Origin of the sequence: Weissella cibaria (assembly GCF_004521965.1) — a bacterium.
Lineage (GTDB): Bacteria > Bacillota > Bacilli > Lactobacillales > Lactobacillaceae > Weissella > Weissella cibaria_A.
Map to the genome: position 1 here is coordinate 46,840 of NZ_SDGK01000054.1, position 14,773 is coordinate 61,612.

17 protein-coding genes and 1 riboswitch are annotated in these 14,773 nt (G+C 44.2%); of the genes, 1 reads left to right on the forward strand and 16 read right to left on the reverse strand.

From position 1 onward, the window contains the following. Window positions 1-22: 22 nt before the first annotated feature. The 12 genes from EST42_RS07205 to EST42_RS07260 all read right to left on the reverse strand — a co-directional run bounded on the left by EST42_RS07205 (window position 23) and on the right by EST42_RS07260 (window position 9,775). Window positions 23-667 (reverse strand): LysM peptidoglycan-binding domain-containing protein, encoded by a 645-nt coding sequence (locus tag EST42_RS07205; protein ID WP_134644847.1) that lies wholly within the window; start codon window positions 665-667, stop codon window positions 23-25. An 80-nt stretch (window positions 668-747) separates the two neighbouring features. Continuing rightward, window positions 748-2,190: a RecQ family ATP-dependent DNA helicase gene (locus EST42_RS07210; RefSeq protein WP_134644848.1), complete on the reverse strand. Its 1,443-nt coding sequence runs from the start codon at window positions 2,188-2,190 to the stop codon at window positions 748-750. Then, window positions 2,183-3,235 (reverse strand): YpbB family protein, encoded by a 1,053-nt coding sequence (locus tag EST42_RS07215; protein ID WP_245150430.1) that lies wholly within the window; start codon window positions 3,233-3,235, stop codon window positions 2,183-2,185. Before EST42_RS07215 ends, EST42_RS07210 begins: the two co-directional genes overlap by 8 nt. A 129-nt stretch (window positions 3,236-3,364) precedes the next feature. Then, window positions 3,365-3,943 carry an ECF transporter S component gene (locus EST42_RS07220; RefSeq protein ID WP_134644850.1) on the reverse strand — a complete coding sequence of 193 codons (579 nt, stop codon included), beginning with the start codon at window positions 3,941-3,943 and terminating at the stop codon, window positions 3,365-3,367. An 87-nt stretch (window positions 3,944-4,030) separates the two neighbouring features. Continuing rightward, a riboswitch (FMN riboswitch) is annotated at window positions 4,031-4,162 on the reverse strand. A 26-nt stretch (window positions 4,163-4,188) separates the two neighbouring features. Then, window positions 4,189-4,707: a hypothetical protein gene (locus EST42_RS07225; RefSeq protein WP_134644851.1), complete on the reverse strand. Its 519-nt coding sequence runs from the start codon at window positions 4,705-4,707 to the stop codon at window positions 4,189-4,191. A 268-nt stretch (window positions 4,708-4,975) separates the two neighbouring features. Then, on the reverse strand, window positions 4,976-5,383 hold the full coding sequence (locus tag EST42_RS07230) for a TMEM175 family protein (protein ID WP_245150431.1): 408 nt from the start codon (window positions 5,381-5,383) through the stop codon (window positions 4,976-4,978). A 45-nt stretch (window positions 5,384-5,428) separates the two neighbouring features. After that, the gene (locus EST42_RS07235; RefSeq protein ID WP_010371741.1) at window positions 5,429-6,196 is read right to left on the reverse strand and encodes a pseudouridine synthase; all 768 of its coding nucleotides are present in this window, start codon (window positions 6,194-6,196) and stop codon (window positions 5,429-5,431) included. Window positions 6,197-6,201: 5 nt separating this feature from the next. Beyond that, a complete protein-coding gene (gene scpB / locus EST42_RS07240; protein WP_134644852.1) occupies window positions 6,202-6,837 on the reverse strand; it encodes an SMC-Scp complex subunit ScpB in 636 nt (211 codons plus the stop codon). Then, the gene (locus EST42_RS07245) at window positions 6,827-7,609 is read right to left on the reverse strand and encodes a segregation and condensation protein A (RefSeq protein WP_134644853.1); all 783 of its coding nucleotides are present in this window, start codon (window positions 7,607-7,609) and stop codon (window positions 6,827-6,829) included. Before EST42_RS07245 ends, scpB begins: the two co-directional genes overlap by 11 nt. Next, window positions 7,602-7,973: a reductase gene (locus EST42_RS07250; protein ID WP_134644854.1), complete on the reverse strand. Its 372-nt coding sequence runs from the start codon at window positions 7,971-7,973 to the stop codon at window positions 7,602-7,604. Before EST42_RS07250 ends, EST42_RS07245 begins: the two co-directional genes overlap by 8 nt. A gap of 13 nt (window positions 7,974-7,986) precedes the next feature. Beyond that, a complete protein-coding gene (gene xerD / locus EST42_RS07255; protein ID WP_134644855.1) occupies window positions 7,987-8,898 on the reverse strand; it encodes a site-specific tyrosine recombinase XerD in 912 nt (303 codons plus the stop codon). 1 nt (window position 8,899) lies between these two features. Next, window positions 8,900-9,775 (reverse strand): CvfB family protein, encoded by an 876-nt coding sequence (locus EST42_RS07260; protein WP_134644856.1) that lies wholly within the window; start codon window positions 9,773-9,775, stop codon window positions 8,900-8,902. 231 nt (window positions 9,776-10,006) lie between these two features. Here EST42_RS07260 and EST42_RS07265 point away from each other — a divergent pair, with 231 nt between their 5' ends. Further along, window positions 10,007-10,558 (forward strand): hypothetical protein, encoded by a 552-nt coding sequence (locus tag EST42_RS07265; protein WP_134644857.1) that lies wholly within the window; start codon window positions 10,007-10,009, stop codon window positions 10,556-10,558. Between the two features lie 54 nt (window positions 10,559-10,612). On the opposite strand, the gene EST42_RS07270 is transcribed toward EST42_RS07265, so the two are convergent. The 4 genes from EST42_RS07270 to EST42_RS07285 all read right to left on the reverse strand — a co-directional run bounded on the left by EST42_RS07270 (window position 10,613) and on the right by EST42_RS07285 (window position 14,685). Next, a complete protein-coding gene (locus EST42_RS07270) occupies window positions 10,613-11,578 on the reverse strand; it encodes a cation:proton antiporter (protein ID WP_134644858.1) in 966 nt (321 codons plus the stop codon). A gap of 110 nt (window positions 11,579-11,688) precedes the next feature. Continuing rightward, on the reverse strand, window positions 11,689-11,859 hold the full coding sequence (locus EST42_RS07275; RefSeq protein ID WP_003607683.1) for a type II toxin-antitoxin system RelB/DinJ family antitoxin: 171 nt from the start codon (window positions 11,857-11,859) through the stop codon (window positions 11,689-11,691). A gap of 145 nt (window positions 11,860-12,004) precedes the next feature. Next, on the reverse strand, window positions 12,005-12,451 hold the full coding sequence (gene dtd, locus EST42_RS07280; protein ID WP_134644859.1) for a D-aminoacyl-tRNA deacylase: 447 nt from the start codon (window positions 12,449-12,451) through the stop codon (window positions 12,005-12,007). Continuing rightward, window positions 12,451-14,685: a RelA/SpoT family protein gene (locus EST42_RS07285; protein WP_134644860.1), complete on the reverse strand. Its 2,235-nt coding sequence runs from the start codon at window positions 14,683-14,685 to the stop codon at window positions 12,451-12,453. Before EST42_RS07285 ends, dtd begins: the two co-directional genes overlap by 1 nt. Window positions 14,686-14,773: the final 88 nt, after the last annotated feature.

Here is a 14,773-nt window from a genome sequence, read left to right on the forward strand (position 1 = left end):
TGATCATTGTGTCTCCTTATTTTTACTTCACTTTTAGCGATTGTCCGTAGTAACTCGAATAATTTGCCGCCGTTAAACCTGGATTCAACGAGTAAAGTGCTTCAGGGGTTGTCCCATTCGCAACAGCAAAACTGTACAAAGTACCTGATTCGAATTTTACACTTCCTGCCTCATCAGCTTCTGATGAAGAAGATAACGCTGATGACGAACTAGCTGATGACGAGGATGCCTCCTCAGAACTCATGCTACTTGTCTCAGCATTCGCAACGCTTTCAGACTCAGCAACCGCCTTAGACGATGCTGCGGCTTCTTTAGCTGCTTTTTCGCTGGCTGCCTTTGCTGCCTTTTTTGATGCCTGTGTGGCTGCCTGCTTTGCCCGTGACTCTGACTTAGCCGTTTCCGTTACTTTGCTTGTAGTCGTCGTGGTCTTAGTTGATGATGCAGCTGGCAATTCCGTGTTAGTGGTCGCATCTACCGGCTTATTCAACGCTTGCAAATACTTGTAAACGGGCACAAATGACAGAGCAATCACAATCAATACCAAAATTCCAACAACCATGCTGACACGTTGTGACTTACGTCGATTTTGTGTACGTGAGTATTGCTCAGGCGTGTCTTCTTTAAAAGACGCTTCCCATGGCTGCTGTTCATTATTTTTCTCGGTCATGATTGGTCTCCTTACTTCTCTTTTGATTACACCTTAGTCTACACTAATGGCTCATCAAAATTTAGTGTCACACCCATTCCTTAACCTAAATTAAAAAGTTTTGCCACTTGCGTACGCCAATCCGTCACACCAACTGGTTGTTCATCCTGTGTCGTCGCAACTAACGCAAGTTCTTCAGGGTGCCAATCATGTGCGCCGACCGACTCAGTGTTTGCTGCACCAATCGTCTCATCCCCAAAGTGCGTTAGTAACGTCGCGCGGAGACCAGACGGTGACTTAGCATACCCAACCAAACGCGCCAAATCAGCCTGACGTTGTTGCCGACGCTCATTAAACATGTCTGCAATTTGATCTGCCGTTAGTCCTTGCTTGGTGTAAAAGTCTAACAAATTAGCCTTATCTTTACCGATTTCATCTGTTCCAAAGCGCTTTTCAAGATAACCAAAAATCACTTCACGCGTTGGAATTGTACTATCGATCATATGAAATTGCATCGTTTCATCACCGGGCACATACAACAAAATAGCCGCTGATTGCTCGCCATCACGCCCGGCACGTCCAATTTCTTGTAAATAATTTGCTAAGTCATTGCTCAAATGATAGTGAATGACATAGCGAACATCGTCTTTATCAATTCCCATACCGAAGGCTGATGTTGCTGTAATCACATCGATTTGTCCCAACATAAACTGTTGTTGAATGCGGTAACGCGACATTGTATCCAATCCCGCATGGTAAGCAGCCACACGTTGGCCGGTTGTCTCACGCAACCATTCGGCCATTAAAGTCGCTAGCTTACGACTCGAAAAGTAAACAATCCCTGGTCCTTTCAACTGCCGCACTAATTCAGCCAAGCGTTCATGCTTTTGACTTTCGTTATCTAGCTGCTCAGTGTGCAAATAAATATTTGGACGATCCACTGATTGCCGATAAATAAACCAATCTTCTGGTACTAACCCAAATGGTGATGTGATATTTGACATCATTTGAGGAGTTGCTGTCGCCGTTAATAACAAAAGTTGTGGTTGGCCAAGCTTCTGATGAACCTGTGGCAGAGCCAGATAGTCGGGCCGAAAATCAGGTCCCCAACTCACAATCGTGTGTGCTTCATCAACAACCAGCAAATTAATCTTCACTTTCCGTAAAGCTGATTGGACCACCGTTTGACCAAGCATTTCAGGAGACACAAACAAAAACTTGTATTGGTTCAAGCCCCGCAAAATCGTACGGCGTGCATCTTGTGGCAGTGTTGAATTTAACGCAACCACCTTAGACTCACCCGCATAATTCAAACGGGCCACTTGGTCTTGCATCAAAGACAGCAATGGTGTCACGATAACAACTAACCCTTCGCGCAGATTACCCATCATTTGATAAATAAGTGACTTACCACCACCAGTTGGCAACATCGCCAATGTATTTTTACCAGCGGTTAACGCTTCCAACACCTCTGCTTGACCCGGCTTAAAGCTGGTAAAACCAAACTTGTCAGTCAATACGGCGGTCAATGCTTCCTTATCCACGAGCAGCCACCTCCATTTTGGTTAAGTAAATTTCATATAAACGGAACAAGAAGAACTCACGCGGATCATCTGAAGTCCGCACCGTTGTAAATTCCCATTCCTCAATTGGGCCAACCAATTTTTCTTCAAAGTAACTCACAACATCTGGCGTTAAGTAGTTTTTATAAGGAAAATCACGAATTGGTAGCCAAATAGCCGCCGTTAATAAATGCTCACGGATTGTCCCAACTTTCAAGCGACGGCTCTTCACCATTTCGTCCATTGGACGTCCTGCGACTACACCGTTGTATGACGCTTGTACGCTGTTTGGCAACAAAGGCCGGTGTGCAACTGAATCCCACAACAGTTTTAAGGGAGTATTCGCCCCGCGTTGTAGTTCCTCAGACCAAATAGCATACTGATCTAATTGCCAGAAATAAAAATCTTCATCCGTCCAGGGTGCTGGGAAGCCAAGTTGTTCAAAATTGAAGCCTGGTGTGTTGTGACCGACCCATGTGGCAACCAAACGATCAGCATCCGCTTGTGGCCGACGCTGTAAGAAACGCTGAATTGTTATAGCCCAAGTGGCAACCAGGCGTGGCGAATTCATATTTGCGTACCATTGCTTCACCGCCAGCATTGTGCGCGGATCGATTTGCAAAGGATAATACTTCTTATTTTCGTATGCGACCTCAGAGACGACCTGGTTTGCTAGCCAAAAAGCTTGCATAAATGTCAGTACGTCATACTTGAGCAAAACAGCTAAGTGCTCGGGCACGTAATGCGCGGTTTGGTATGCCGTTTGCGCTGCCTGACCGGCTGCAGTCAACACGTACTGGCCTTCTGTCACTTCGGACAGTAACCCCTCAGTTACCAACGTTGCAATACGCTGATCAAAAGCTGCCCTATCTAATCGAGGCATCAAACCCGAGATTTGCAATAAATCATAACGCAGACCCCAATACTCCGTTGACACCGTTGCTTGACGCTTCAATAAACCAAAAATCACCCTGTGTCGGCGAGGTTCATCTGCCGAAAACAGGGTGATCAAGAAATCATTTGTCAACTGCTTGACCACCTCTCACTATTTTCTACTCAGTTTAAAGAAGAAATATCAGTCGTGCAAGCAATTTAGGATAAAGTGGCCGGTCATAGCGCAGGTTCTACCCAACAACATGACAAACCATCATTGAAATTAATTTAATTGAGAATGAGTGTTCGTGATGACACGTCGCAAAGCAACAAAGACCAGACCGGCCACTGCCGTTAGGATGACGCCTTCAATCAAGTTAAACGGAATTACCATCCAAAGCAAATATGTCCCTAGACCAATCGTTGCCTTAATATCGAAATTAGCAAACATCGCATACAACGGCACCGCATAAACATAATTCAAGATGACCATCGCCAACGTCAATCCAACTGTTCCCAAGATGGATCCCGCGATAAAGCGTTTAACGGTCAACTCACGGTGTCCCACCATCAACATAATGACCGTCAGTAAAACGCCCATCGCGACAATGTTCATTGGTAACCCAATGTAGTCATTCACACCCGAATTATTTAAAAGCACCTTCAATAGTGAGCGTAAAATTAAAATTGCATAACCACTCTTTAGATCAAGCATGAGTGAACCAATCAAAACCGGCACAAACGAAAAATCAATCTTTAAAAAAGTTGCACCAGGTATTAATGGGAATTGTGGAAATACCATTAATACAAACGAAATGGCCGCCAATAAGGCGATAACCGTTAACCGACGCGTCTTGTTCATGAAACAAATCCTCCACCTGGCATATTAAAAGGCCGGTTTCTTCACGCCAGGGCGACGTAAAAAAACCGACCATTACCAGTCAATTTATAAGTTCTTCTGCATACCAGACTTTACTGTCGGTCATGGAATCACACCATGTCAACCGCATTCGCGGGTCGCGGACTTACTGCATTGCAGCTTACCGCCGGTCGGGAATTTCACCCTGCCCTGAAGATATTAAATTATTGGTGTAACCTTACCACGCATTAACCATCTAAGTCAACCTTGTGACGGAGTTTGTCATATGTGTGCTTTTCATTATTCAACAAATCATAAATCCGCCGAATTTGCGGTGCAAACCACTTCAGTGTCAAATCTTGGGTGCCTTGCAACGTTTGAATTTGTAGGCGTCCTCGAATTAAACCCGTATCTGGATTAATCGTATTCACTTGATCCAGAGTCATTCGTAATGAATCCAAATGGAATGGGCGCCAATGTGCAAAATACAGCGTTCCTGAATCACCAAGCGCAAAAGCATACCACTTATAGTGGCCGGTTGGCTCACCAGCATCCGTCAAGCCAGCCATTTTAGTTAAAAAGGCCACCACAACCGTTTCATCATCAGCCAACGAGCTCTCAATATTTCTGAAATGCTTACGTCCTAACCAGCCCATTGGCTTCCACAGTAATGGCCAGCCAGCAACCTTGTGACTTTTTGCGAAATCATACATGCCTTGGCCAGTCTTCATAAAATTACGACCCGTTCTTGTATCCGGTGTTGCCATGGTCTATACCTCCATCTTTCGTGCGTATCAGCATTATTGATCAAACAGAAATGACCCGTTTGTTAATATTCTATCAGAAATTTACCCTTACAAATCTTCCAACGCTCTAACGTGAACGACTGCCCGTAAAAACAGTCAACCACTCGAACAACCAAGACTATCCCGCCGGTGACTAGTGGCCAAATAAAAGCCAACCCAGTGCCGATTAATTCAATTGTAATCAAGCCAATTCGACTACGATTCACCCGTCGCATCCGCTTTTGTACAACTAGATTTGCCAGGTGCTTCGACACGATGTGCTTAAGTTGAACAACGCTCCCACCGATAAGACATAAACTAACGCATAAGTCACACTTGGCGCAACACTATTTGGAAATTCACCAAACCAGGCAGTCGTTATCGGCACCAATGACATTGGTAACGGTGTCAATACATTAATCCAGAGCAACCCACTATCAACTTTCTTTAAGTTGCTGATAATCAGATGGTGACTAACCCAAAAACTCACAGTAATAATAAAGCTCACCAAATACGCTAAAAAGGTGCTCATCCAGGCATCATTCATAATCGCCGTCCAATTACCATGCGATGGTATCTTTAAATCCAATACCATAATCGTAATGATAATTGCGAAAACTCCATCACTAAATGCTTCTAATCGTCCTTTTTCCATCATCCTCTACTCCTACAAAAAAGGACGGCCAAAGCCGTCTTTTTTAGCTTACCAACGTCCTGCAGACTTTCGGTATTGCTTGCCGGCCTTCAAGGCTTGCACTTCTTCATAACGTAATGGGCGGTATTCACCAGGTGTCAACCCCGCTAAATCAAGCATGCCGTAACGTTCACGGGTCAGCTTCAATACTTCGTGGCCAACCGCCTTCATCATTTCCTTGACTTGGTGGTACTTACCCTCATGAATCGTCAACTTGACAATTGCTGTGTGATTCTTAGTATTCGTCGACGTGATTTCAGCACGAGCAGGCGCAGCCTTAAACGTTGTATAACGGCCATTTTGCTTTGTTCGCACCGTCACCCCGTGACGTAATTGTTCAAGTTGTTCGTTCGTTGGGATGCCCTTCACCTTTGCAACATAGACCTTATCGATGCGGTAACTTGGGTGCATCAAGCGGTTTGCAAGCTCACCGTCATTAGTTAACAGCAAAACCCCTGTTGTGTCATAATCTAAACGGCCTACTGGATAGACACGCTCTGGTTCATCCACAATATCCATTACCGTTTGACGGCCCTTATCATCATTTGTCGTCGTAACGACTCCACGTGGCTTATTCAATAAGAAATAAACCAACTTTTCTCGTGAATCGATTGGTTCACCACTTACTTCAATTTTATCTGATGGTTCTACCTTGGTACCTAACTCACGAACAGTCTTACCATTCACTGTCACTTTTCCGTCTAAAATCAATTGTTCAGACGCGCGACGTGAGGCAACACCCGCTTGAGCCATTACTTTTTGCAATCGTTCTGCCATAGGTATTAATTATCTCTTTCTGCTGTTTCAGCTAACTCAGACAAATCAACGTCAAACGGTGATTGTCCGCTTTCTTCAGGCATTAACGGTAAAGCAACATCTTGCTTTGCCCGTAATGCATCTAGTTCTTCTGCGGTAACAAGGGGTGGCAATTCTTCTAAATCGCCCAAACCGAAGTAATTCAAGAAGTACTCTGTTGTACCATATAGAATTGGTCGGCCCGGTTCATTGGCACGCCCACGACCTTCAACTAGCTTACGCAGCGCTAACTTTTGAATCGCCGCTTGTGATTGTACACCGCGAATCTCATCCACTTCGACCCGCGTAATCGGTTGTTTGTAGGCAATAATTGCAAGTACTTCTAATGAAGCTTGTGAAAGCGCCGTCGTTAACGGTGCCGTAAAATAACGATGCATCGTATCAGCTAGCGACGTCTTTGTGACTAGTTGATACCGTTCATCAGTTTTTAACACGTCCAGCGCGCTACTATCATCAGTCGCATACTTCGCCGCTAAATCCTCAAGCAACCCAATCACAGCTGGCTTTGCAAAATCAGTGGCTGCCGCCATTTCTGCTACGGTGATACCTTCATCCCCAGCCACGAAGAGCAACCCTTCAATCTGCTGTAGACTATTCTTCATCGTCCAGTTCCTCATTCTCATCATATGGCACGTCACCCAGTTGTAACTGGATGGTGCCGAATTCATTTTCCTGTGTAACAACCAAATTTTGATGACGCACAAGTTCGAGCATCGCCAAAAAGGTCGTTACAAGTTTATCACGACTATCATCTTCACCAAAGAATGATGCGAACGTACGCTTTTCGCTAAGAGTCATATCTGCCATCATGCGTGACATTTGCTCGCGAATTGACCAAGTCTCGCCGCGTAAAGTTCTAGGCCGCACTTGCTTTTTCGCCCGATTAGCAACCATTTGATTGAACGCCAGTTGCAAATCAAAGAGACCCAAACTTTCAGGGAGCGGCGCCACCTCAATATCTTCCGGAATAGCCATCGGCGCCCGCGAAAATTGTAATTGTCGACCCTCTTCACGTTCACGCAAATCGTCAGCTACCTGTTGATAACGTTGATATTCTAGTAGTTGGGCCGTCAATGCTTCACGAGGATCCTCCTCATACACAAACTCCGCCAGACCCTGATCGTATGTCAATTCTTCGTTCTTAGGAATCAAATATGCAGATTTAATCGACATCAAAGTTGCAGCCATTACCAAAAACTCGCCTGCAATATCTAAATTGCGTTCTTCGGCTTGATGCAAAAAATCTAAATATTGCTCAGTGATGGCCACGATGGGGATATCTAAAATATCCATTTCATTTACTTTAATTAGATGGAGTAATAAATCAAGTGGGCCATCGAACTCATCCAAATGATAGGTTACTGCTTCAGCCATTCGCTAGTTTCCGCCATTCCGTTAAAATCGGTTGAGTTGCAATGGTGCCCACTAGCACTTTTTCTGCATACCGCATTTGCAGCGCTTCATAGATTTCTGCACCAACCTGATTACGTTCATTTTCGGCAACTTCAGGGCCAAAAACCACTAAACGTAATACCGCGGAGTCGAAAATCTTCTCGATACCAACCACTGCCACGTAATGCTGGGTTATTGGAGACTGCCACAACAAAATGTCTCGGCAATTGTCAGCTTGATACCATTCAATCTCACGTTGCACCGATGCAACATCGTGTAGGCGTGGCAAATATGAAAGCAAGCCCATTGCAATTTTGGGTTGATCTTTTCGAACAACGACTAACATGTTGCCTCCTTAATCAAGCGCGCGGGTGACTCTTTTGATACACCTCAGTCAAACGCTTATTTGAAATATGTGTATAAATTTGGGTCGTAGATATGTCAGCATGCCCCAGTAATTCTTGCACAATGCGTAAATCTGCCCCATTTTCCAAAATATGAGTAGCAAAAGAGTGACGTAAGGTGTGTGGTGACACATCTTTAGTAATACCCGCAGCTATCACCCACTGTTTAATGAGTTTCCACACACCCTGTCGCGTCAATTGGTGACCATGATCGTTTAGGAAAATCACCTGTTCATCCTGCTGTCGGCCAAGAAAGGGGCGTCCAGCCGCTAAATAACGTTGTAGCCAATGCGTCGCAACATCACCAATCGGAATAATACGTTCTTTATCACCTTTTCCGATCGTTTGAATCAATCCTAAGTCGAGGTGTAAATTATCCAAACGCAAATTCACTAGTTCACTCACGCGCAAGCCAGTGGCATACATCACTTCTAACATCGTTCGATTGCGCAGACCCAACGTTGTATTGGTATCTGGTACCGCCAACAGCGCTTCCACTTCGCTCAATGTTAAGACAGCTGGTAAATGCTGTGCCTTTTTGGGTGGATCAACTTGGGTCATCGGATTCGTTGTTGTCCAACCACTATCAGTTGCAAATTGAAAAAACTTCCTTAAAGTCGACACCATGTGAATCACAGAGTTCCGTGACTTCCCCTGTATTTCCATTTCACCTAGAAAAGCCATTATCGTAAAACGATCAACTCGAGTGAGTGGCAATGATTTTTCCTTGTCGATTAAATAAGTAAAAAAATGTGTCAAATCTTGCCGGTATGATGTACGCGTGTTGGCCGACAACCCCCGCTCTACCGTCAAATAGCGCAGGTAGTCAACCATATTATCTTCGTATGGACCTACCTGTTTGGACATCTTACTCGCCGTCACTCTCTTCAATCAAGAACAGCCCATTTTCGTTTTGGGTAATCTTGCGTTGCTTGTACAAGTTTCCAACCGCCCGCTTGAACTGTGACTTTGACATACCAAAATACTTCTTAATTTGCTTTGGGTCTGACTTGTCTGTAAATGGCAAGCTCTTTGTTGATGAACGCTGTAACAACGTCAACAACATCGCTGCATCATCAGAAATTGCCTCATATGCACGTGGTCGTAACGACAAGTTCAAGACACCATCATCACGGACACCGATAACACGCGCATCGACTTCCTCACCAAGACGAGGTTCGCGTTGACGTTCATCCGGGTGAATAAAGCCAAAGTTATAGTCCGGTGTAATGACCAGCGTACCAACCATCTTTAAACGGTAAACCGTCGCTTTAACCTGCTTGTTCTTCATATCTGTCTTAGCTGGAATACGTACTGCTTGCAAGATGTCTGACGAAGCAAGTTCACCCCACAAACGATCCTTCTTATCAATACGCAATGTAATCATCAACTTGTCACCACGTTGAGGCCACAATTCTTTAATCGTTGGCAACTCGTCCAACGACACAACAACATCCTTATTTGGTAACCCAATATTGACAAACACGCCCAAATCACGTCGGACATCCGTTACAGTGCCCCAAGCAAAATGCCCCAAGCGAACGACTGGAATATTTTTTGTGATTTGCAAATTATGCTTCTCATTTTCGTAAGCAAACCCTGAAACAACGCCACCAACCTTAAGTGGCTTCAACAATTCCGCCTTGTCGATTTCATACGTTAAACCATCAACTTGTGCGAAATAGTACTTGTCATTTTCATCTGTCACCTTAGCTGAGATGATATCGCCAATTTTGTGTGTCATATTTATTTTCTCCATATATCTCTTTACATCAGCTGCATCAACCACTCACAGGTCGTCCGATGCCACAGCGCTGGCAAAGCCGTTTTCACTGACATGCCGTCAGTCAACCTATTTTCTGTCTGAACTCTAGTTTACCAGATGCCCGTGATAATATGTAAACTAATTCTGCATTTTTGCACAATTTTTGTTAAACTAAGTAGACATTAAATTTTGAAAGCGAGATTTCCCCTCATGAAGGCAGTTGGAATGGAACCCCAAGTCTTGATCGACATTCTGGTCGGTGCCAAGATTGGCGTTGTTTACCCCTTTGGAACTGATCACCGCGGTGATTTAGTTGTTACATCATACGCACTTAAGCAAGCTGGTTTACCATCAAGTATGGCCGGTGCTGTTGTGCAATTGGAAGACGTTGAAGAAACGGCCCCAGGCAACTTTGTTTGGAAGTTCAACCCAGACGTGACGTTGATTCGTCCTTTTAAGGTCCACGGCACAATGGAATTGTTCGATGTCGATGGTGACTTGATTCACGCTGAACCAACAAACTGGTTCAACGTCGAAAGGGAGAACGAAGGCCACGCGAAGATTGCTGCCTGGATGGACAGCTACGTAGCTACGCACCCTGACATCGACCGTATTCCTCGCGCCGAAATTCCTGACGATATCGCTGCATTGGCTATTTCATTCGATGAATGGCGTGAAGACTACTTCAACTTCTTGTTTAAGCCATTGAAGGCGCAAAAGCAAGAATTGCGTACAAAGCGCTACGATGTTGACCCATTGTAAGCATATTTAAAAAGCTGCCGGAATCGCAAAGATTCACAGGCAGCTTTTTATTTTCTACTGTACTTTTTTGATAAGTGGGCGCATCATCAATGGCGCAATCAAAGTTGATGCAATGATTACGACAACAATTTCACCAAAAACTTTACCAGATAAAATACCGCCTGTTGCCCCAATTTGAGCGATCACCAACGCCATTTCACCACGTGACACCATACCGGCGCCAATTGCATTGCTAGTGTGCTTATCAAGCCCTGCCATTCGTGCGCCGATACCAGCACCATAATACTTAGTTGCCACAGCAAATACCGTCAATACCACCATCGCTATCCACGTCTTTGACAGATCATGAAAGACCACATTAAGTCCGATTGAACCAAAAAAGATCGGAAAGACCGTCCATTGACCAAACACTTCGCTAGCATGCAAAATTTTATCTGATTGATAAGATTGACGTAGCAATACACCAAATGCAAATGCAATAATTGGCATAACGGTGTTTAAACCAAGTCCTGAACCCCCAACAAATAATGAATATGCCGTGACCAGCAACAATGCCATAATGTCATCCAGCACCGCAGCGCCTAAGATAACCGCGCCCATTTGTGTACCCAGTTTACCTTGTTCACCCAGCACCGAAATAGTAATTGAAATTGATGTCGCTGCGAACACAACACCCCAAAACAGCGCAATTTGCCATTCATAGCCAAATACCAACGCAATGACTGGGAAAACAATCAGTGGTGCAATAACACCCATTAACGCTGTAAAATTCGCTGCTTTGAAATTATCACGTAATTGACGCGCATCCGTTTCAAGACCGGCGTTAACCATTAATAACAGCACACCAAACTCTGACACAATGTGCATCAAATGTGAAGGTTCAACCAAATGTAGCAAAGCTGGCCCCACAACCACCCCCGCTATCAATTGGCCAACAACCTTCGCCATTCCTAATTTGGTTGCTACCCAGCCAAACGCCAGCGTAATCACCATCAATAACACCATCAATATAATTTCCATAAAACCTATCTCCAAATCACAAAAAAGCGCGCCCTTCTAATCACCCTGGTTACCCACCCAGGAAACTTGAAGCACACGCCCAACCGATATCTCTATTCACTTTAAACAAATTACTGATTGCGAGAGAACAAGTTACTAAATGGTGACTCACCAGTGTTCGCAACTTGCGTCAAGAAAATCTTAATGGCCGTTTGAGTCGTCAAACCTTGTGACTTGAAAATCTCATCAGCCTTATCCTTGACGTTGTCCTCAACGCGCAATTGAATCAACTTCTCTGCCATAACATTACATCCTTTCGCAAATGCTTAAATTTGTATAAATATATTATAGCATATATCGGACTTACAATACTATCAATATCATTGCATATTACTAGGGGATTGTACGGCTAATCTATGATTTTTATTTGACGTAGCCTAAAATCAGCTATTTATTATCCGTATCAAACACAATTGTTACGGGTCCGTCATTCACCAGGCTGACTTTCATATCCGCCCCAAATTCACCAGTTTCAACGTGAGCACCAGATGCTGCTAATTTTGTATTAAATCGGTCATACATCTTATTAGCAAAATCTGGGGCACCCGCTGCTGTAAAACTTGGTCGATTACCCTTACGCATATCGGCGTAGAGAGTAAATTGCGAAATCGATAAAATTGCACCATCAACATCTGTTAAACTACGGTTCATTTTACCAGCTTGGTCTTCAAATACTCTTAAATTGGTGATTTTACGTACCAAATAATCCAATTCAGCATCTGTATCAGCGTCTTGAACACCAACAAGTAGCATAAACCCTTGCTTGATGGCGCCAATTTGATTACCAGCTACGGTAACGCTGGCTTCTGATACGCGTTGTAGAATAACCTTCATTACTTAAACGCTCGCTTTACTTCGTAGACATCTTTAACATTCTTAATTGAATCCATAATATGTTCCAATTGATCCAAATTTCGGACACCGACACTCATTGAAATATTAACGTTGTTGTTGTGATCAATGCGACCATTTACAAAGTTTAATGACTTTGTTGTGTTGTTGACCGTCCGAATCACGTCATTCAACAACTTGTTACGGTTGGTTGCTGTCACTGCCAAATCCGCCTCATATTCGTTCTTAGTGTCGCCATCTGGCTTTTCCCAAGCTACGTCAACCAAACGTTGACCTTCTGTCTCAGCAGCACGTAAATTAGGGCAACCCAAACGGTGAACTGAAACACCGCGACCCTTGGTTACATAACCAATTACTTCGTCACCAGGTACTGGCGTGCAACAACGGCCTAACCGAACCAGTAAATTGTCAACACCTTGAATAACGATTCGATCTTCGCCGTGCTGTGGCTTTTCCTTGGCACGCTTTGAATCGTTCTCAATTGTTTGATGCTCTTCCAAAATAGCTCGTTGTTCAGCGACCTGACGCGCTTCTTCCAATTCTGCGCGTTTCTCTTCTGTAAACTTGTTTGCGACCCCTTGGGGCTTCAAATCACCAAACCCAAGTGACGCATACATATCATCAACGCTCAAGAAATGTAACTTTTCGGCCGATTTCACTTCGTTTTCAGCTGACATCAATTCATCAACATCAAAGGCTTCCTCGTTGAGCCAGTCAGCCACCATCTTCTTACCGGCTGCAATATTTTCCGCTTTATCTTGTTTACGGAAATACTGCTTGATTTTATTGCGAGCGCGACGCGTTGAAACCAAATTCATCCAATCGCGGTTTGGTTTAGCATTTTGTGAGGTCAAAATCTCAACAATGTCACCCGTCTTAATTGGGTAATCAAGTGGCACCATACGGTCATTAACCTTAGCGCCTGTTGTGTGATTACCAACATTTGTGTGGATACTGTACGCCATGTCTAATGGTCCTGCCCCCTTGGCAAGCTCAATGACATCGCCCTTTGGCGTAAAGGCGAATACTCGGTCAGTAAACAAATCACCCTTTACGGACTCCATGAAATCATCCGCATCGCGAGCGTCTTCTTGTAATTCCAAAATGCCTTGAATCACATTCAGCTTTTGCTGATCGGCATTTTGGACATCAGCACCCGCAAAATTACCCTCTTTATACGCCCAGTGTGCAGCCACACCAAATTCAGCAACTTCATGCATCTGGTACGTACGAATTTGAACTTCAAGTGGACGACCACCTGGTCCAATCACTGATGTGTGTAGCGATTGATAACCATTGGCCTTTGGCAACGCGATATAATCCTTAAAACGACCTGGCATTGGTGTCCAGCGGGCGTGGATAGCCCCCAAAACAGCATATGTCTCCGGAATCGTATCCACCAGCACACGAATCGCCAACAAGTCGTAAATTTCGTCGAATTTTTTCTTCTTATCAACCATCTTGCGATAGATTGAGTAAATGTGCTTTGGTCGACCATAAACTTCAGCATGCTTCAAGTGCAATTCGGTAATCGCGTGTTCAATGTCATCAACCGCTTGGTCAACAATCTCTAACCGTTCTTGACGTCGTAATTGCATTGACTTCGCAATGTCGTGATAGGCTTCTGGTTCCAGATAGCGTAACGACATATCTTCCAGTTCCCACTTAATCGTCATAATTCCCAAGCGATCAGCAAGTGGTGCGTAAATTTCCAACGTTTCCGATGCAATTCGCTTCTGCTTTTCCTCACGCAGCGCACTCAAGGTGCGCATGTTGTGCAAACGGTCCGCCAATTTCACAATAATGACACGAATGTCATGTGACATCGCTAAGAGTAATTTACGGTGATTTTCAGCTAATTGCTCCCGTGATGATTTGTATTCAATCTTCGAAAGCTTTGACACCCCATCAACAATAACAGCAACATCATGACCAAACTCACGCTCAACATCTTCTAAAGTTGCGTCTGTATCTTCAACAACGTCATGCAAATATCCCGCCACTACCGTATCCGGATCCATGTGTAAATCAGCCAAAATACCGGCTACTTGGATTGGATGAATAATGTAAGGTTCACCAGACTTACGCTTTTGTTCTTGATGGAGATTGAACGCAAAATCATAGGCTTTGTCAACCTTTTTAACATGCTCCTCGTTCATATAGCCGGCAACCAAGTCGTGCACTTCTTGTGCGGTTAACACTTTTGCTTCTGCCATAGATTTATCCTCTGTTTTCCAGACCAACACCGATTGGGATTCATACCCGCAGCGTCTAATCCGTATTTATCCACCTGGATAGTTATTG

Coding starts and splice junctions, on each gene's coding strand:
- EST42_RS07205 (WP_134644847.1), bottom strand. CDS start 667: ATGACCGAGAAAAATAATGAACAGCAGCCATGGGAAGCGTCTTTTAAA.
- EST42_RS07220 (WP_134644850.1), bottom strand. CDS start 3,943: ATGAACAAGACGCGTCGGTTAACGGTTATCGCCTTATTGGCGGCCATT.
- EST42_RS07225 (WP_134644851.1), bottom strand. CDS start 4,707: ATGGCAACACCGGATACAAGAACGGGTCGTAATTTTATGAAGACTGGC.
- EST42_RS07230 (WP_245150431.1), bottom strand. CDS start 5,383: ATGATGGAAAAAGGACGATTAGAAGCATTTAGTGATGGAGTTTTCGCA.
- EST42_RS07235 (WP_010371741.1), bottom strand. CDS start 6,196: ATGGCAGAACGATTGCAAAAAGTAATGGCTCAAGCGGGTGTTGCCTCA.
- scpB (WP_134644852.1), bottom strand. CDS start 6,837: ATGAAGAATAGTCTACAGCAGATTGAAGGGTTGCTCTTCGTGGCTGGG.
- EST42_RS07245 (WP_134644853.1), bottom strand. CDS start 7,609: ATGGCTGAAGCAGTAACCTATCATTTGGATGAGTTCGATGGCCCACTT.
- EST42_RS07250 (WP_134644854.1), bottom strand. CDS start 7,973: ATGTTAGTCGTTGTTCGAAAAGATCAACCCAAAATTGCAATGGGCTTG.
- xerD (WP_134644855.1), bottom strand. CDS start 8,898: ATGTCCAAACAGGTAGGTCCATACGAAGATAATATGGTTGACTACCTG.
- EST42_RS07260 (WP_134644856.1), bottom strand. CDS start 9,775: ATGACACACAAAATTGGCGATATCATCTCAGCTAAGGTGACAGATGAA.
- EST42_RS07265 (WP_134644857.1), top strand. CDS start 10,007: ATGAAGGCAGTTGGAATGGAACCCCAAGTCTTGATCGACATTCTGGTC.
- EST42_RS07270 (WP_134644858.1), bottom strand. CDS start 11,578: ATGGAAATTATATTGATGGTGTTATTGATGGTGATTACGCTGGCGTTT.
- EST42_RS07275 (WP_003607683.1), bottom strand. CDS start 11,859: ATGGCAGAGAAGTTGATTCAATTGCGCGTTGAGGACAACGTCAAGGAT.
- dtd (WP_134644859.1), bottom strand. CDS start 12,451: ATGAAGGTTATTCTACAACGCGTATCAGAAGCCAGCGTTACCGTAGCT.
- EST42_RS07285 (WP_134644860.1), bottom strand. CDS start 14,685: ATGGCAGAAGCAAAAGTGTTAACCGCACAAGAAGTGCACGACTTGGTT.